12 protein-coding genes and 1 pseudogene are annotated in these 17,087 nt (G+C 63.1%); 6 read left to right on the forward strand and 7 right to left on the reverse strand.

Going from position 1 to position 17,087, the window contains the following annotated elements:
- The first annotated feature begins 51 nt into the window (after positions 1 to 51).
- Positions 52 to 783, forward strand: a complete 732-nt coding sequence (locus HU770_RS04105) for a Crp/Fnr family transcriptional regulator (RefSeq protein WP_186663107.1) — start codon at positions 52 to 54, stop codon at positions 781 to 783.
- Positions 784 to 982: 199 nt separating this feature from the next.
- On the opposite strand, the gene HU770_RS04110 is transcribed toward HU770_RS04105, so the two are convergent.
- Positions 983 to 1,231, reverse strand: coding sequence for a hypothetical protein (locus tag HU770_RS04110; RefSeq protein WP_033698701.1), 249 nt, complete (start codon positions 1,229 to 1,231; stop codon positions 983 to 985).
- A gap of 187 nt (positions 1,232 to 1,418) precedes the next feature.
- Between HU770_RS04110 and HU770_RS04115 the strand changes: the two genes are divergently transcribed.
- The 3 genes from HU770_RS04115 (at position 1,419) to HU770_RS04125 (ending at position 5,425) form a co-directional block, all read left to right on the forward strand.
- Positions 1,419 to 1,940, forward strand: coding sequence for a sigma-70 family RNA polymerase sigma factor (locus tag HU770_RS04115; RefSeq protein WP_186660805.1), 522 nt, complete (start codon positions 1,419 to 1,421; stop codon positions 1,938 to 1,940).
- Positions 1,937 to 2,911: a FecR family protein gene (locus HU770_RS04120; protein ID WP_186663108.1), complete on the forward strand. Its 975-nt coding sequence runs from the start codon at positions 1,937 to 1,939 to the stop codon at positions 2,909 to 2,911. The genes HU770_RS04115 and HU770_RS04120 overlap by 4 nt, the downstream gene beginning before the upstream one ends.
- Before the next feature lie 198 nt (positions 2,912 to 3,109).
- Positions 3,110 to 5,425, forward strand: a complete 2,316-nt coding sequence (locus tag HU770_RS04125) for a TonB-dependent receptor (protein WP_238347508.1) — start codon at positions 3,110 to 3,112, stop codon at positions 5,423 to 5,425.
- Positions 5,426 to 5,465: 40 nt separating this feature from the next.
- Here HU770_RS04125 and HU770_RS04130 read toward each other — a convergent pair whose 3' ends face one another.
- The 3 genes and pseudogenes from HU770_RS04130 to HU770_RS04140 all read right to left on the reverse strand — a co-directional run bounded on the left by HU770_RS04130 (position 5,466) and on the right by HU770_RS04140 (position 9,035).
- Positions 5,466 to 7,565 carry an EAL domain-containing protein gene (locus tag HU770_RS04130; RefSeq protein WP_033698706.1) on the reverse strand — a complete coding sequence of 700 codons (2,100 nt, stop codon included), beginning with the start codon at positions 7,563 to 7,565 and terminating at the stop codon, positions 5,466 to 5,468.
- 112 nt (positions 7,566 to 7,677) lie between these two features.
- A pseudogene (locus tag HU770_RS27340) lies at positions 7,678 to 8,196 on the reverse strand (hypothetical protein).
- Between the two features lie 209 nt (positions 8,197 to 8,405).
- The gene (locus HU770_RS04140) at positions 8,406 to 9,035 is read right to left on the reverse strand and encodes a glutathione S-transferase (protein WP_033697216.1); all 630 of its coding nucleotides are present in this window, start codon (positions 9,033 to 9,035) and stop codon (positions 8,406 to 8,408) included.
- A 191-nt stretch (positions 9,036 to 9,226) separates the two neighbouring features.
- Here HU770_RS04140 and HU770_RS04145 point away from each other — a divergent pair, with 191 nt between their 5' ends.
- Positions 9,227 to 10,546 (forward strand): FAD-binding oxidoreductase, encoded by a 1,320-nt coding sequence (locus tag HU770_RS04145; protein ID WP_186663110.1) that lies wholly within the window; start codon positions 9,227 to 9,229, stop codon positions 10,544 to 10,546.
- Between the two features lie 12 nt (positions 10,547 to 10,558).
- Complete coding sequence (locus HU770_RS04150; RefSeq protein WP_186663111.1) at positions 10,559 to 11,329, forward strand: NAD(P)-binding domain-containing protein; 771 nt, start codon at positions 10,559 to 10,561, stop codon at positions 11,327 to 11,329.
- Positions 11,330 to 11,336: 7 nt separating this feature from the next.
- Here HU770_RS04150 and tssM read toward each other — a convergent pair whose 3' ends face one another.
- The 3 genes from tssM to vasI are packed head-to-tail and all read right to left on the reverse strand — an operon-like array spanning position 11,337 to position 17,046.
- On the reverse strand, positions 11,337 to 14,936 hold the full coding sequence (gene tssM / locus HU770_RS04155; protein WP_186663112.1) for a type VI secretion system membrane subunit TssM: 3,600 nt from the start codon (positions 14,934 to 14,936) through the stop codon (positions 11,337 to 11,339).
- Positions 14,933 to 16,408: a type VI secretion system protein TssA gene (gene tssA / locus HU770_RS04160; protein WP_186663113.1), complete on the reverse strand. Its 1,476-nt coding sequence runs from the start codon at positions 16,406 to 16,408 to the stop codon at positions 14,933 to 14,935. The genes tssM and tssA overlap by 4 nt, the downstream gene beginning before the upstream one ends.
- Positions 16,396 to 17,046: a type VI secretion system-associated protein VasI gene (vasI, locus tag HU770_RS04165; protein ID WP_186663114.1), complete on the reverse strand. Its 651-nt coding sequence runs from the start codon at positions 17,044 to 17,046 to the stop codon at positions 16,396 to 16,398. The genes tssA and vasI overlap by 13 nt, the downstream gene beginning before the upstream one ends.
- Positions 17,047 to 17,087: the final 41 nt, after the last annotated feature.

Raw genomic sequence — 17,087 nt, forward strand, 5'->3', positions numbered from 1 at the left:
GCGCTGGGCTAACCTTGTTGCTTCAGCTGCAGCCCTCGACGGTGCCAAGCAATGCCCCCTACGTCCAGCCCCTTGCACAATCACTTGCTGGCCGCGCTTTCGGCAGAAACGTTCGACCGCCTGCAACCGCACCTGGAACGCAGCAACCTGCCGCTCGGCAAGGCGCTCTATGAGTCCGGCGACACCCTGCGCCATGTCTACTTCCCAACCGATGCAATCGTCTCGCTGCTGTATGTGATGGAGAACGGCGCCTCAGCGGAAATCTCGGTGGTGGGCAATGAAGGGCTGGTCGGCATCGCCGTGTTCATGGGCGGCGAGAGCACCCCCAGCCGGGCGATCGTGCAAAGTGCTGGGCATGCCTACCGCCTGCCCGGGCAGCGCCTGAAGGACGAGTTCAACCGTCATGGCGAGCTGATGATGCTGATGCTGCGCTACACCCAGGCGCTGATTACCCAGATGGCGCAGACGGCGGTGTGCAACCGGCATCACTCCATCGACCAGCAACTGTGCCGCTGGCTGCTGCTATCGCTGGATCGGCTGCCGGGTGACCGGCTGTGCATGACCCAGGAGCTGATCGCCAACATGCTGGGCGTACGTCGCGAGGGGGTGACCGATGCCGCTGGCAAACTCCAGCGGCTGGGGGTGATCGAATACAATCGAGGGCACATCAGGGTGCTCGACAGGGCGCACCTGGAACAGCTCAGTTGCGAATGCTACGCCGTGGTCAGGAAGGAGACCGAGCGCCTGCTCCCCTATCTGCCACAAGCACGCCCCACCGTTTAGCTAAGGGTCACGGATAACAGGCCTATGGCCCAATGCTGTCCACTCAAGATCGCCAACGCCGCTCTGCGGCCCTTTCGCGGCACAAGGCCACTCCTACAGTGTCCGCGTGAGGCCTGTACATGTTGGCTTGCGCGGTCGTTGTAGGAGCGGCCTTGTGCCGCGATGGGCTGCGAAGCAGCCCTAAGTGAGCAGCATTAGCCTATGGCCTTATCTTCTGCTGTGGCTGATAGCTGTAGCGCTCAGCCGCCGAGGCTCTGGAGGGGTCGGGACGACCTGAACCTTTTTCGCTTTCCCTGGGCGACTCGTCGAGGTAGTCATCGCGATCTTCGGGTCGAGAACGCTTGACGTCCTCGCTATCGTCTTCATCTTTCCCGGTTGGCCAGTCTTCGTCTTGCCCAGGTTCGACACCCGTGGCATCGACATCTGTGAAGCGCTTGCCAGTGGTCATACGCACCTCTCAATGCTCAGAAGTCCTGAGCTAAGACGAGTGTGCGCCTTCCAGGCTCGGCGCAGTTTTATATCGGACCAGTTGCCGTCGCGGCATTTGTCGCGCGCGCGTGTTGCAGGGCCGCCAGGCATGTATATATGATAAGCATTATCGTTTGCAGTAATGACTCACCTGGCGGCCGCACACCATGCTCCCTTCCCCTGATCCCCTTTTGTGCGATGTCGCGCTGCTCTACCGCCAGCAGCACAGCTGGTTGACGCGCTGGCTCAGGCAGCGCCTGAATTGCTCACAAAGCGCAGCGGACCTGGCCCAAGACACCTTCATCCGGCTGTTGAACAAGGAGCAGGTGCCGCAACTGCATGCGCCGCGTACCTTTCTGGCCAAGGTGGCGCAGAGCGTGTTGTGCAACCACTACCGGCGGCAAAAGCTCGAACGCGCCTACCTTGAGGCGCTGGCGACGCTGCCTGAGCCGGTGGTGCCAAGCCTGGAGACCCAGGCGATCCTGCTGGAAACCCTGATCGCCCTCGACGCGGCCCTCGATGGCCTGGAGCGCCCGGTGCGTGAGGCGTTCCTGTTGTCGCAGGTGGATGGCCTGGGGCACGCCGAAATCGCGCAACGGCTGGCCGTGTCGGTCACCACGGTCAAGCGCTACATCATCAAGGCAGGTGCACTGTGCATCATGCTCGACCACAGCCTGGACCTGCCATGAACGGCCAGGGCGCAACGTCGATCCCGGGCGAGGTGGCCGAGCAGGCCATGCACTGGCACCTCGAACTGCAAGAGCCGGCCGTCAGTGCCGCCACCCTGGCCGCCTGCATGAGCTGGCGCCAGGCGCACCCGCTACATGAACATGCCTGGCAACGGACCCAAGTGTTTGCCCAACGCCTGCGCGAAATGCGCAGCCCGGGCCAGCGCCCCTTGGCCCATGCGGCGCTGCGGCCGCAGCAGTCGCGGCGCACTGCGCTCAAGCAATTGTCGCTGCTGATGGCCGCAGGCGCAGGGGCCTGGTACTTGAAGGACGCCGCGCTGGTACAAGACTGGCGCGCTGATTACCACAGCCGCATCGGCGAGCAGCGGCGCCTGACCCTGGCCGATGGCACCCAGGTACAGCTGAACACCGACAGCGCCCTCAATGTGGCATTCGACCAGCAGGCACGCCGCCTGAGGCTGCTGCGCGGCGAGATGCTGATCACCCGCCCCGCCCTCGCCGATAGCCGCCCGCTGTGGGTAGACACCGAGCACGGCCGCCTTGAGTCGACGCTGGCGCAGTTCAATGTGCGGCTGCACGGCCAACATACCCAGGCCACCGTGTATCAGGGCAGCGTGGCGCTGCAACCAGCCCTGCATGCCCACCCGCCCATCCTGCTGGGCGCCGGAGAACAGGCCAGTTTCAACCAGCAGGGCTTGCTGGCACGGCAGGCCGTGGCCGCTGTCGCCCCCGCCTGGAGCCAGGGCATGCTGGTTGCTCAAGGCCAGCCCCTGGCTGCGTTTATCGAAGACCTGGCCCGCTATCGCCGCGGACACCTGGCCTGCGACCCGGCCTTGGCCGGCCTGCGTGTATCCGGCACGTTCCCGCTGGAAAACACCGACAAGATCATTGCTGCCGTGGCGGAAACCTTGCAGTTGGAGGTGCAGCATTTCACCCGCTACTGGGTGACATTGAAGCCGCGCATGGCCTGACGCAAAAAAGTTGCGCAGGGGTGGTCCGATTTCGCGCCTCACGAGACTTAACCCTCAGCACTTCAAATCAATGGGGGAACACTTGTGAATCGCACCGCACGCAAACGCCAGGGCTGGCAACGCTCAGTCTCGCAGAAACTCGCCGGCGCCGTGGTCCAGGGCATCGCTTGCATGGGCGCAAGCGCCCCGCTGCTGCTGATGCCCGCCTGGGCCACGGCCGCCGCACAGGCGCAGGCAGACTTCGACATCCCCGCAGGCCCCCTGGCGCCGGCATTGGCCCGCTTCGGCCAGAGTGCGCACATTCTGCTGTCCTACCCCACCGCATTGACCGAGGGCCGCAGCACTTCCGGGCTTGCTGGCCGCTTCGACATCGACCAGGGCCTGGCGATACTGCTCGCCGGCACAGGGCTTGAGGCCAGCCGCGGCGTCAACGGCAGCTATTCGCTGCAAGCCAGTGCCAGCACAGGCGCCCTGGAGCTGAGCGCGGTGTCCATTTCTGGCAAGGCGCCAGGCTCGACCACAGAAGGCACCGGGCTCTACACCACCTACTCGTCGAGCAGCTCGACGCGCCTCAACCTCACCCCACGCGAGACGCCGCAATCGCTGACGGTGATGACCCGCCAGCGCCTGGACGACCAACGCCTGACCAACCTCACCGACACACTGGAAGCCACCCCAGGCATCACCGTGGTGCGCGATGGCCTTGGCTCGGAAAGCGACTCGTACTGGTCGCGCGGCTTTGCCATTCAGAACTACGAGGTCGACGGTGTTCCGACCAGCACCCGCCTGGACAACTACTCGCAAAGCATGGCGATGTTCGACCGTGTCGAAATCGTGCGTGGCGCCACCGGCCTGATCAGCGGCATGGGCAACCCTTCGGCGACGATCAACCTCATCCGTAAACGCCCGACTGCCGAGGCCCAGGCCAGCATCACCGGCGAGGCCGGTAACTGGGACCGCTACGGCACAGGTTTCGACGTGTCCGGGCCGCTGACCGAAACCGGCAACATTCGCGGGCGCTTCGTCGCCGACTACAAAACCGAAAAAGCCTGGATCGACCGCTACAACCAGCAGTCGCAGCTGATGTATGGCATTACCGAATTCGACCTCAGCGAAGACACCTTGCTGACGGTGGGCTTCAGCTACCTGCGCAGCGACATCGACTCGCCCCTGCGCTCCGGCCTGCCCACACGCTTCTCGACCGGTGAGCGCACCAACCTCAAACGTTCGCTCAACGCAGCGCCGGACTGGTCCTACAACGACCACGAGCAAACCAGCTTCTTCACCTCCATCGAACAGCAACTGGGCAACGGCTGGAGCGGCAAGATCGAGCTCACCCATGCCGAGAACAAGTTCGACGAGCTGTTCAACTTTGCCATGGGTGAGCTGAACCCGGATGGCAGCGGCCTGTCGCAGTTGCCGGTGCGCTTCTCGGGCACGCCGCGCCAGGACAACCTCGACCTGTACGCTACCGGGCCGTTCAGCCTGTTCGGCCGCGAGCATGAACTGATCACCGGCATGACCCTGTCCCAGTACCGGGAAAAGACCCCGAGCTGGGGCGGCTGGCGCTATGACTACGCAGGCTCGCCCGCTGGGGCCATCGACAACCTGTTCAACTGGGACGGCAAGTCGGCCAAGCCGGCCTTCGTCGAAAGTGGCAAGTCGTCGATCGACGAAGACCAGTATGCGGCGTACCTGACCTCGCGTTTCAGCGTCACCGACGACCTCAGCCTGATCCTCGGCAGCCGCCTGATCAACTGGAAACGCGACACCTCGGACCGGCCTTATGGCGGCGACGAAACCGAAGTGAATCGCGAGGAAAACGGCGTCTTCATCCCCTATGCCGGCGTGGTCTACGACCTGGACGACACCTGGTCGCTGTACGCCAGCTACACCAAGATCTTCAACCCGCAAGGGTCGTGGGTCACCGACGAGAGCAACAAACCGCTCGACCCCATGGAAGGCGTAGGCTACGAGCTCGGCATCAAGGGCACTCACCTGGATGGCAAGCTCAACTCCAGCCTCGCGGTGTTCAAGCTGGAGCAGGACAACCTGGCCATCTGGCAACACGACAACGTCTACAGCGCCGAACAGGACACCACCTCCAAGGGCATCGAGCTTGAGCTTAACGGGGAACTGGCCGAGGGCTGGCAAGCGTCGGCCGGTTACGCCTACTCGGTCACCACCGATGCCGACGACCAGCGCATCAACACCAACCTGCCGCGCAACAGCTTCAAGACCTTCACCAGCTACCGGCTGCATGGGCCGCTGGACAAGATCACCATCGGTGGTGGGGTGAACTGGCAGAGCAAGGTCGGTGCCGACCTGCATACCTTCAGCCAGGGCAGCTACGCGGTCACCAACCTGATGGCGCGCTACGACATCAACCAGCACTTGAGTGCATCGGTGAACCTGAACAACGTGTTCGATCGCGAGTACTACAGCCAATCGGGCTTGTACGGGGTTTATGGTACGCCGCGCAATGTGATGACCAGCTTCAAGTACAGCTTCTGAACCCAATGAAGCCGGGGCGCAAAAGCGCCCCCGGCTTCAGCTAGTCCGCAATCACTACCACCTCTTTCAAGCGCTCGCTCGCCGGCGCCGGGCGCCCGTACAGATACCCCTGAAAATGCGAGCAGCCCTCCGCTGCCAGCCGCCGCATCTGCTCTTCCGACTCCACGCCCTCGGCCGTGGTCTTGATCATCAAGCTGTTGGACAAATCGGTAATGGCCCGAATGATCGACATCGCCTCACGGCTGTCGCACATGTCGTGCACGAACGACTTGTCGATCTTGATCCGGTCGAACGGGAACGAGCGCAGGTACCCCAGCGACGAATAACCAGTGCCGAAATCATCCAGCGAAATGGACACGCCCAGGTCTTTCAGTGCCCGCAGGGTTCGCACATTTTCTTCACTGTTGCCCAGCAACACCGACTCGGTGATCTCCAGCTCCAGGCGCCGCGCCGGCAACCCCGAATCGGCCAGGGCCAAGGCCACGGTGTGGACCAGGTTGGCATTCTTGAACTGCACCGGTGACAGGTTGACCGACACCGTCTGCTCACTGTCCCAGCTGGCCGCCTCCTGGCAGGCCAGGTTCAACGCGCGGATGCCCAGTTCATGGATCAGCCCGGTCTCTTCGGCGATGGGGATGAAGTCCATGGGCATGACCATGCCGCGGGTCGGGTGCTCCCAGCGCAGCAGCGCCTCGTAGCCCGTCACGCTGCTGGTCTGCTGGTCGACCACTGGCTGGTAATGCAGCTCCAGTTGGCCCAGGTGCAACGCCGTGCGCAGGTCGGTTTCGACCAGGCGGCGCTGGCGGGCGGCGACGTCCAGCTCGACGTTGAAGCACTCGTAGCGGTTGCGGCCATTGCGCTTGGCCTCGTACAAGGCCATGTCGGCATAGCCGAGCAGTTGCTCTGCCTGGTCGTTGTCGTCCGGGGCGATGGCCACACCGATACTCACACCCACGGTGAACTGGTGCCCCTCGATCTGAAACGGCGGGCAGATCGCGTTGATGAGGCGCTGGGCGGTGTTGCACGCGGCATCGCGGCCATCCAGGCCGGTGAGCACCACGGCAAACTCGTCACCGCCCAGGCGGGCCAGGGTGTCGTGCTCGCGCAGTTCGCGCCGCAGGCGCTTGCCCAAGGCACGCAGCAGCTTGTCGCCGAACGCATGGCCGAGTGAATCGTTGATGTTCTTGAAGTTGTCCAGGTCCAGGCACAGGGCTGCGGTCAGCTTGGCGTTCTCGTCACCGCGCACCAAGGCTTGGCGCAGGCGCTCATGGAACAGCGTGCGGTTGGGCAACCCGGTGAGGGCGTCGTGGTGCGCCATATGGTGGATCTGCGCATGGGCGGCCAACTCTTCGGTGGCATCTTCGGCCACGAACAGCACGTAGTCGGCCTGGCCCTCGCGGTTCTGGCTGAGCAGCGTACGGCTGCGCAGGGTGCGTGGGCCACGCAGGGTGTCGACCCGGGTCTCGGCGGCGTAGCCTTTGCTGCTGCGCGCGCCCCGGGCGAGCTGCTGCTCCAGGTACTCGGCAGCGGCCGGCGCCAGGCTGTCGGCGGGCCGTTGCCCGATCATGCGCGTGCCTGGCCCACCGAACAGGCGCTCGGCCTGCTGGTTGGCCAACAGGATGCGTTGGCTCTCCAGGTCCTGCACGATGACACTGGCGGGGATGTTGGCAATCACCGAGTCGAGAAACTGCGACAGCTTGGCCATTTCCTGGCTGTACTGCTCGGCCAGTTCCTTGGCCTTGAGCAGCTCCAGCTCCTGGTGGTGGCGTTCGGAGATGTCACGGGTGACCTTGGCGAACCCCACCAGGCGGCCGTCATCGTCGTGCACCGCGTCAATCACTACATGCGCATGGAACGCCGAGCCATCTTTGCGCAGGCGCGAGCCGACCTCTTCGAAACGCCCCGTGCATCGCGCCTGCTCAAGGTTGTATTCGGGCAGCCCGGCAGCCCGTTCGGCATCGTTGTAGAACACCGAATAGTGCTGGCCGACGATCTCGTCGGCATGGTACCCCTTGGCCCGCTGGGCGCCGGGGTTCCAGTTGGCGACGATGCCTTCGGGGGTGAGCAGGTAGATGGCATAGTCCACCACGCTCTGGATCAGAAACCGGTACATGATGTCGGGGCTTGCGACTAGCGACATGAAATTAACCTGAACCTTCGACGGGTACGAAAAGGAACCCCGGCAGTTGCGCGGCGGGGTCTTGTACAGAGGTAGTGGCATTATGCCGCCAACCTGGATTTTGTGAAGTGGCTCACAAAATTTTGCTGCACGGTTCTTTGGTGTTTGAAGGTTTGGAGGCGGCTAGGTGCTTGTCTTGGGTTTGGAAGTGGGGCGGATACTGGCAACTCACAAGCTAAGTACGGTCACCTCCATGATCGTCTCCGACATCATGGTCGGGACCGTCGTCCGCGCCATGCCCTACACCGTGGGCCTCACCCACATTGTGGTTGGCCTCATGGTTGGCACCATCATCGGCCCCGTTACGTCCGCTGTCACCCCGGCCTGAGCTGGCATGTCCGCCGCCGTCGCCACTGTGTCCGCTGCCACTGCCGCCATGGCCACCGCCGCCACTGCCGCCGCCACCGCCGTGGCCTCCACCTCCACCTCCGCCGCCATGGCCGCCACCACCGCCACCATGACCGCCACCTCCACCGCCGCCATCCTTCGCATACGCACTGGACGCACCGCCCATGGAGTCAGGCACCAACACTGCCGACGCTGACAAAACCGCGCCGATCGCCAAAGCCAACAAGCATTTCTTGAGCATGATGTGCCTCCGCTTGGAGTAGCACGGGGTTGCACAGGGCACCCCGTGAGTTCCGGCCCCCGTGGGGCGACCTGCAACCAGTGCGGCCTTCCATCTGCAGCGAGTGAGCGAGGTCCTTCAGGGCCAGCTGGCCAGTTAGTGCAAAATGTTTCTTACGTCCTGAGCGTAGTCATGCCGCCCGGCTTGTCGCCGACCAGTCATCCGAATGGCGCCTAAACGGTCGCTGTGCGCGGCATCAGGTCATACGGGTGCTTCCAACCGGGTGTGCCCTTGATACGCGCTTTCCAGGCCTCGATATGGGTGAATTCGGCCAGCGCGATACCGGTGTCTTCAGGCATGAACACATACCCTGCCAGCGACAGGTCGGCGATGGTCAACCGCCCGCCGACCATGAAGGGGGTTTTGGCCAAGTGCGCATCGACGATGCGATAGGCCGCCGTGGCGCGATCACGCAAGAACTTGGTCACCTCCGTTTCGCCCATCTTTTTCAGGCAGTAGATGAACCGCAGCGCCGCGTAGTAGCTGGTGAACTTGTGGTTGTCGAACAGCATCCAGCGCCAGATTTCGCGTTTCTCGTCCTCATCGCGCGGGCCAAACTGGCCGGTCTGTTCGGCCAGGTATTCGAGGATCAGCGCAGATTGGGTGAGCGACTTGCCAGCGTGCTCCAACACCGGCACCTCGCCTTGCTCGTTCACGTCATCGCGCCAGGATTGCTCGCGGGTCTGGCCGTTGAAGAAGTCGACGAACACCGGCTGCCAGGCCTGGCCGGTGAGTTCGAGCATGAGGGCGACTTTGTAGGCATTACCGGATTCTGCGAAGCAGTGGAGTTTGTATTCGGACATGGCAGACCTTCAGTTTACTTTGAATGATCGTTGGCTGCTGGGGGCCGTTGCATGGGCCAATCACCGGCCAACCGAGCAAATCACGAGCAACTCGCAAAGGTCAATTCAAAACCTCCCACGACCCGTCACTCCCGTTATATGCCCGCCGCGTGCGTCGTGCGACAGTGAGGAAAACAACACGGATAAACCCCATGTACAGAAACACCTCTACCCCTGCGGACGACAACGGTTGCGGCTGGTTCCACCTCAGCCCCGGGCGCCAGCCTTGCGCCGCGCATCGGGGGCGGAGCGAAGCGCGCTGGGTGGTGCTCGGTGCCGGCTTCACCGGCCTTGCGGCAGCACGGCAACTGGCGCTGCATCACCCCGACGACGAGATCGTCCTGGTGGAGGCCCAGGAAGTCGGCTTCGGCGCCTCGGGGCGCAATTCGGGCTTTGCCATCGACCTGCCCCACGACATCGGTGCGCCTGACTACATCGGTGAGCTGGCCACTGCGCGAATGAACCTCAAGTTGAACCTGCGCGCGCAGTCGATACTGCACAAGCTGATCGGCCAACACGGCATCGACTGCCAGTTACGCCCGGACGGCAAGTACCAGGCCGCCGTCGAAGACAAGGGCTTGGCCGTGCTGGAAGCCTACCGCAGCGGCCTGGAAAAACTTGGCCAGCCCTACCAGATGATCGATGCCCATGACCTGCCGGCACACCTCGGCACGTCGTTCTACCGCAAGGCGCTGTACACGCCCGGCACCCAGTTGCTGCAGCCGGCCGCCCTGGCCAAAGGCCTGGCGCAAAGCCTGCCCGGCAACGTGACGCTGTACGAACACACCACCATCACCCGCCTTGAACAGGGCTCGCGCATCACCCTCAAGCACGCCCACGGCGAGATCGTTGCCGACCAATTGCTGCTGACCAACAACGCCTTCGCCTCGTACTTCGGCTTTTTGCCGGGCCGGCTGCTGCCGATCTTCACCTACGCCAGCATGACCCGCCCCCTGAGCGACGACGAGCAGGCACGCCTGGGCGGCAAGGCAAGCTGGGGCATCATCCCCGCCGACCCGTTCGGCAGCACCCTGCGGCGCACCCCGGACCAGCGCCTGCTGGTACGCAACAGCTTCAGCTTCAACGCCGACGGCCGTGCCAATCAGCGCCACTTGCAGCGGGCCGCTCGACAGCACCGGGTGTCGTTCGAACGGCGCTTCCCGATGCTCTCGGGTACGCCGTTCGAGTTCACCTGGGGCGGCGCGATGTGCCTGTCGCGCAACCACCTGTCGCACTTCGGCACACTGGCACCCAATATCCATGCTGCGCTGTGCTGCAACGGCCTGGGGATTACCCGGGGCACCGCTACCGGTACCTTGCTGGCCGACTGGCTGAGCGGTGAGCGCGACGAACTGATCGACTTCCTGCTGGGCTCGGCGGGGCCTAACCGCAACCCACCGGAACCGCTGCTGAGCATGGGCGTGAACCTGAACCTGCACTGGGGCCAGCGCCGTGCCGGCCTGGAAAGCTGACAAGGAGGCATCATGCATAGTCTGGGTATTCTCGGGGTCGGCGAGCTGACCGAAAAAGTAGTAATGGGCCTGCGCCGCAGTGGTTTCGACGGCGCGATCCTGCTGTCGCCACGCAACGCCCAGCGCGCCGAAGCGCTGGCCCACACCCAAGGTTGCCAGGTACTGCCGAGCAACCAGGCGGTGGTCGATCAGGCCGAGCTGGTGATGCTGGGCGTGCGCCCGGCAGCGCTGGCACAACTCGCCAGCGAGGTGCGCCTGCGCCCCGGGCAACGCTTGCTGTCGTTGGCGGCGGGTGTGGGCCTGGCACAGTTGCAAGCGGCCTTCCCTGCGGCCCACTGCGTGCGCGTGATGCTGTCTTACGCGGCGCAACACAACCAGGCCACCGTGGTGGTCTGCCCGCCGGACGTACCTACCGAGCAGGGCCTGGGCGCGCTGGGCAACCTGGTGGTGCTGCAGGATGAAGCCGCGTTCGAGCTGGCCACGATTGCCGCGTGCATGAACGGCTGGTTCTACTTCCTGTTGCACGATTTGCAGCAGTGGCTGACCGACAAGGGTCTGCCGGCTGCCGAAGCGCGTGCTCTGGTGCTGGGCAACCTGCACGACTGTGTGACCAGTGCCCAGCGCCAGCCCGAGCACACGCTGAAGGCGTTGGGGCAGGCGATTGCCACGCCAGGCACCTTTACCGCCGATGGGCTGGCGGTACTGATGCATCAGCCAGTGAGTGCCAGCTGGGGCGCGGCCTGCGAGGTGGTGCTGGATGGGCTGTTGACGCGGTCCAGGTAACGTCCTCTTACGTACCGTCCGCTTGCCCGGCCAGTGCAACCTTGGGTGGCAGCTGCAACAAGCCACGCGGCAAGCGGAAGCCTTTGAAAGGCTGTTGGGTAATCGGGTTGAAGGCTTTTTCAGCATTCAGCCGATAGCGCATCACGCCGTCTCCGGTCCTGAAGCTCAGGTCCACGCTGGTTGCGGTGCGCCCATTGAGCGAGCCGCGGCTAAGCAAGCGGAACATCGACCAAGGCCCGCGGTACTCCAGGCTGCTGCTATTGCCGTTCTGCCGGAGCAACGTAAGGTTGCTGCGCACTTTGCGCCCCAGGGTATTGGGCCAGACAACCCCGCTGATCTGGCTTGGACCATGGGTGTAAGCAATCAACTGGCCATCCAGGTCCAGCAGACTGGTGCGCTGATTGGCGCTGAGCCCCAACGGCTCGATGCTGAATTGCACACTCAGGTTGCCACGCTGGTCGAAGAAGGTCTCGCGGATGCGGTCTGCCAGCGCCAACTGTTCGATCACGTCGCTGCGGATCAAGGACTGCCCCTGACCTGACTGCAGGGCTTCGAGGTTGTCCTTCAGGAACACCTTCAGGTACTGATCATTGAACTGTTGCAGGCGACCCTTCGGCCCAAAGAACGCCTCGAAGTCTTCCAGAGAGGCATCGGGCGCTTTCACCACGAAGGGGTAGCGCCCCGCCAGGCGTTGCTGGAAGAAGCTGTACACTTCAACGTCCCAGCGTCGCTCCAGTTCACGCAACGCTTCCACGTTCAACACCCGCGCGGTTTGATCCGCGACTTTTCTTACCTGGAAGTTGAGGGGTTCCGGCAACCCCGTCGCAACACGCTGCAAGGTACCGATCGGGTCGTGCCCCGTCATCGAGAAGCGCTGATGCACCGCTTGCAGGGCTGCCTTACCTCGATCGGGGCTGTCCTGCACCGCCTTGGCATAGTCGTGGACGGCGGCAATGGCGGCGAGCGTTTCATCGTAGTAACTCGGTTTATCGCCTGTTGCCTGCAACATGGCACTGAGGCCCGCGAATGCCCGCTGAATCGCTAACGTCTGTTGTTGCGCGGGTGGGCGACTTGCAGGCTGCAGCGCAGCAGCCTCACTCGGCGCTTCAATGCCTGCTGCCGAGGACAGCGACGTGTTTTCGCGCACGGTATCCAGCAGCCGCTGCAGCGGCGCTGCTGGCCCCGTCATCTGTTGCAGGATCACGACAGCATGATCCAGGTCGCGAAAGTCAGCCACCGCAAACGCATTCAGGGCACGCCGCCAGCTGTCGATGTAGTCGGTGCTGTACAGATTGCGCAAGCGTTCGCTCAGCGCCTCCCGGTCGGCGTCCGAATAGTCAAGTTGCGCGCGTTCGCCGAGTGCCCACTGGTCGATCATCGCCATTTCGGCGAACCGCTGGCTGCGCGGTTCAAAATACGCCGTGTAGCCTTTGGCGGTCAGCATGGGGGCCAGCAGAAGGTTATCCTCCCGTCCGGCCCCTGCAGACGGCTGGTAAACCACATCGAACGCCGGGCCCACTTGGTGACGCAGGTCCAAGCCGATGTGTAGCTGCTCCTGGGCCTGTTGCTTGAGGCCTGCATACACCCGCTGTGGCAACGGCACCTTGCGCAATGCCTGCTGCACTTCACTGACCCGCTGGCGGAACTGCGGCAGATCTGCATCGGCATACGCCAAGGCATATTCTAGGTGCTGCATGAGGTCGCGCTGCAGCTGCCCCTGGCCTGGAAACGCCTGTTGCCACTGCCGTGCCATCCACTCCTCGACCCATTCAGGCCGGCGGCTCTTGCGGTCTTCGAGCATACGGTAAACCCTGAGCGCCGCCATTTGCTGCTCACTGCCGGGGGGCGCCGCGTTCATGGCATCGATCACTCCGCTGGCCAAGGCCGGCAAGAAGCGCTTGGAGAGCAAGCTCAGGTAGGCTTCGTCCACCCGGGGCCCGATGGCGCGCCCCTGATACAGGCCCAAATCCGCCACACCAGGCCACGCAGCACGGTAATCGCCAAACACCGATACCGCATCACGGATCTGGTCCAGTGGCTCCAGCAAATTGCGGCCGGTCGGGTCCAGGCGCTGATCCACTTCGTGATGGCTGTACTCCTGGCTCTTGGCAAGCACCCCGGCGGCCTTGGTGCCATTGATATCGAAGTAGCGTTGCCAACTGGCAATGGCGATGCAGAACGCAAGCAGGCCTACACCAGAACCCACCCACAGCAATTGGCGCTTGCTGCGAGCCACCTTGACATTGTCCCCGGCAAGGCCGGCCTCCTGGAAGATCACCCGCGCAAAAGCCCGTTGGACGAAGTAGACCAGCGCCTTGCCTGGCGCCTTACCTTCACGCAAGGGAAGCTTCGTTTTATAGGGCTGAGCCGCTTCTCGGATGAATGCATTACGCATTTCGCCTTGCTGCGTGACGGATGACCAATACACACCACGGACCAAGGCCGGTGTGGTGAAACGGTCACTCGCCAAGGCCTCGCGTAGAAACCCTAGCAATATCGGCCGCAGCCCGATCAACTGCGCATGCAAGGAAAACAGCCGTGCGCGCAGGGGTGCACTGCCCACTGAATCGATACGGTCCACGACCTGCTCGAACAGCTGGCAAATCAAGCGATCGTAGTGTTCAGCGTATTCGTCCAGCCAGGCGTCGAACGCTTCGACCGCATCCAGCTTGAACGTGAACCCCAGCATGTTTGCGCGGCTGGCCGCTGAGAGCTTGCTGTAGAAAGGATCAAAACCATCGAGCAGATCGAATTTGCTGAGCACCACATACAGTGGCAAGCGCGAACCCAGCTGACTGCTTACCTCGTGCAAGCGTGTGCGCAACACATGGGCCAATGCCGTGCGTTGCTCAGGTGACCCATGCAACAGCCCGGGCAGGTCGACAACCAGCAACAAGCCATTGAGCGCTCTCTGGCTTCTATTGCGCAGCAACCAGCCCAGCAGATGGCTCCACAACTTGCCCTGGGTGCCTTCTGATACCGCGGGCTCACTGTTCGGCGAGCTTGCCAGCGCGCCCTGACTGATGAAGGCGCCGGGTGGGTCGATGATCACCGCGTCATTGCTGATCCACCACCCCACCGGGTAAGCAAGCGTTTCAGCCTGCCGGCCGCGTGCCTGGGCCTTGTCGATACGCGTCAGGGAAAAACTCTGATCGGTGCAATCGATGAAGCTGCTTTTCCCGGCATGCTCATCGCCCAGCACCAGATACCACGGCAACCGATACAAAGCCCGTCGACCGCCTGCATTGTCCAGATACCGTGCAAGGCCCTGGTTTAACGCCTTCTCTTGGGCGTGGACGAAGGGCAATGCAGGGTCCGACTCGGCAGCCATTGCCATAGCCCGCTCAGCTTGCAGGCGGCGAAAGCGCGCACGCAGTATGACCAGCCAGCACACCAAGGGCACCAGCACGAGCACCAGGCTCGCCAGACTGCGATGGGCCACGCTCGCCAGTGGCTGTTGTTCACGCCATGTCCAGTGCGGGCCAAGCCACCAGATGGCAACCAACATCAGCGCAGCGCCAATAGCCAACAGCAGCGGCAGTGCCAGGCCAATGCGCGTAGCCACCGGCAAGCCCCAGCGTTTGAGTTGCTTCCATAGTTGATTCATGAGGGCTCCTGGTCCTTGTTCTGGTTGGCCAACGCTGGGGCTGTGGCGTACTGCTGGAGCCGCTGGAACACCTCGGGCTCCCAGGCGTCGGCGGTGGTTTGCTGCATCGTGCGGGCCACACCGGCGCACAGGTCCTGGGCCAGCCAGGACACGCCCCGCGCCGCCAGCAAGTCAGCAGCAATCACGGTGGTATGGCAGCGATCACGAGGGGCACGAAAATCCGCCTGCAGCGCTTGCAAGCGGAGCAGAACCGGCTCTACACCGCCACTTTCCAGTTGGCTGACCAACTCCTCGCGCAAGCCGCTGAACTCATGAGTGGGGGCACCCTGCTCGCCCTGCCCCTGACCGCCCTTGAGCCAAGCCAGGCATTGGTCATCGACAAACACCCTGCCGTCGCTGAAGCCCAGCTGCTGCAGGGCGGGCATACGCTGTACGAACCGCGCGGTGGTCGCGCGGATCGCCTCAGCGACCTCGCCCATCGCCAGCCGCGAAGCGGTAGTCGCGGCCAGAAAACTGCCGCGAATCCAGAAGGGGCATGCCGCCACACTCTTTTCGATCCGCTGCAGTAACCCCGGGTCAATCACCGTGCCGGCGATAGCGTCTTCGTAGGCCCCTGCTATATCCAACGGAACCGCCATCAGTTCCGTACGGTTGCCGCCCTGCCTGGCTTGGGGTGCTGCCTGGAGGTGCGCCCACAAGCCAAAACGACGTAACTGATAGCCGGTCGGGTCGTACGGGTCCTGTTGATTGATGAGCTCGGCCATGGTCAACACGGCCCGTCGTGTCTCTCGTTCGTTGCCCATCGACACACGTGGCATAGGCGTGGCGATGACTTCGGCCAGCGGCGCAACATCAATGCTTGCCGCAGGCGCCTTGGGCGACGCATCAGGCTCGCCGATGCCGTCGGCAACCGCCGTGTGTTTACTAAGCAAGCGCTGCAGTTCGCCCAGCAGGCCCGCGTCCAGTTGGGCGATGCCCTGCTGCTGTTGCAGGCACGTCAACGCTTGCTGCGCCGCCGTCGCAAGCGCCGGCGTATAGGTGAAGCGGTCAAGGCGCGGCAACGCTTCGATCAAGCGGTTGAGCATCAAGGCCGCCAGCTTGCGTTTGCCCAGGAAACCTTTAGGGCCGGGCTTTGGATGGGCGGGTTCCCAGTAGTGTTCGACCATGCCGGCCAACAACGCCAACGTGTAGCCCCAGCGCTCCCAGCAGCCACTGCGCAGCCACGCAACACTGAGGTGAGAGACGATGCGCAGGTGCTTGCATTGCTGGCTCAGGTAAAGCCGGGACGCCTCTTCAATGTAAACCCAGTCGATCGAGGCTTCCTGCAGCCCGCCCAGCTTGACCATCTCCTGGTCAATGGCCTGGTAGGTTTCGTCCTCCACATCGAACAGCCCAGCAGGGACCGCCGGATCAATCGGTGCGAGCAACCCTGTGATGTGCTGCGCAGGCACCTGCTGTGCTACCACCGGCATGTGCTTCGCACCTGGCGGATCAAAGGGTCCAGACCTTGAGCATCAAAAATCAGCCCATCGACTTCGTTGTGATCACTCACAACTTCGATGCGCTGCGCCCCTATCAGCTGCTTGATCTGCTCGATCGCCGGCAAACCTCGCCCCGCGTCGAGCACTTGCCCGTTTTCCATCACCTGCCAGGGCGTCGCATTCGTAGACCCACCTTCCCCCTTCAGCCGCACAGTCACCCAGCTCGCGCCGATGGGCTGCCTGGCAATCAACTGCAGCCGGGAGATGTGCTGTATGCAACTGATGGCCAGATAGGAAGGGTCATCGCCTGAGGCAATGGCGGGGGCCGAAATGACCCATTCAGGTGCGCGGTCACTGCCCTCGCTTTGGCTGCCAATGCGAAACGTCAGGTCATCTGCCGTACGTGTGGCCTCATTTGCCATCACCCGTAACACGCTGGTTGCTTCCAGCTCCGGTGCTGACCACTGTTTTTTCGCCTTGTGCGCAGGTGTGCCGGCCGCCTGGTCGAAACAGGCCAACCGCTCAATGTTAGACACGATCGCGGGGCAGTCCTGAATAGGGCTTGCCAGCACCGGCTGCAGGAAAAACACCAACGAAAGACCGGCGACATATGCACAGCGAATTATCATTCCAAGTTCACTCTCTACAAACAGAATAAATGCCCTACATG

Source organism: Pseudomonas sp. SWRI68 (assembly GCF_014269165.1).
GTDB classification, from domain to species: Bacteria; Pseudomonadota; Gammaproteobacteria; order Pseudomonadales; family Pseudomonadaceae; genus Aquipseudomonas; species Aquipseudomonas capeferrum.

Coding starts and splice junctions, on each gene's coding strand:
- tssM (WP_186663112.1), bottom strand. CDS start 14,936: ATGAATCAACTATGGAAGCAACTCAAACGCTGGGGCTTGCCGGTGGCT.
- HU770_RS04110 (WP_033698701.1), bottom strand. CDS start 1,231: ATGACCACTGGCAAGCGCTTCACAGATGTCGATGCCACGGGTGTCGAA.
- HU770_RS04150 (WP_186663111.1), top strand. CDS start 10,559: ATGCATAGTCTGGGTATTCTCGGGGTCGGCGAGCTGACCGAAAAAGTA.
- HU770_RS04145 (WP_186663110.1), top strand. CDS start 9,227: ATGTACAGAAACACCTCTACCCCTGCGGACGACAACGGTTGCGGCTGG.
- tssA (WP_186663113.1), bottom strand. CDS start 16,408: ATGCCGGTGGTAGCACAGCAGGTGCCTGCGCAGCACATCACAGGGTTG.
- HU770_RS04120 (WP_186663108.1), top strand. CDS start 1,937: ATGAACGGCCAGGGCGCAACGTCGATCCCGGGCGAGGTGGCCGAGCAG.
- vasI (WP_186663114.1), bottom strand. CDS start 17,046: ATGATAATTCGCTGTGCATATGTCGCCGGTCTTTCGTTGGTGTTTTTC.
- HU770_RS04130 (WP_033698706.1), bottom strand. CDS start 7,565: ATGTCGCTAGTCGCAAGCCCCGACATCATGTACCGGTTTCTGATCCAG.
- HU770_RS04105 (WP_186663107.1), top strand. CDS start 52: ATGCCCCCTACGTCCAGCCCCTTGCACAATCACTTGCTGGCCGCGCTT.
- HU770_RS04115 (WP_186660805.1), top strand. CDS start 1,419: ATGCTCCCTTCCCCTGATCCCCTTTTGTGCGATGTCGCGCTGCTCTAC.
- HU770_RS04140 (WP_033697216.1), bottom strand. CDS start 9,035: ATGTCCGAATACAAACTCCACTGCTTCGCAGAATCCGGTAATGCCTAC.
- HU770_RS04125 (WP_238347508.1), top strand. CDS start 3,110: ATGCCCGCCTGGGCCACGGCCGCCGCACAGGCGCAGGCAGACTTCGAC.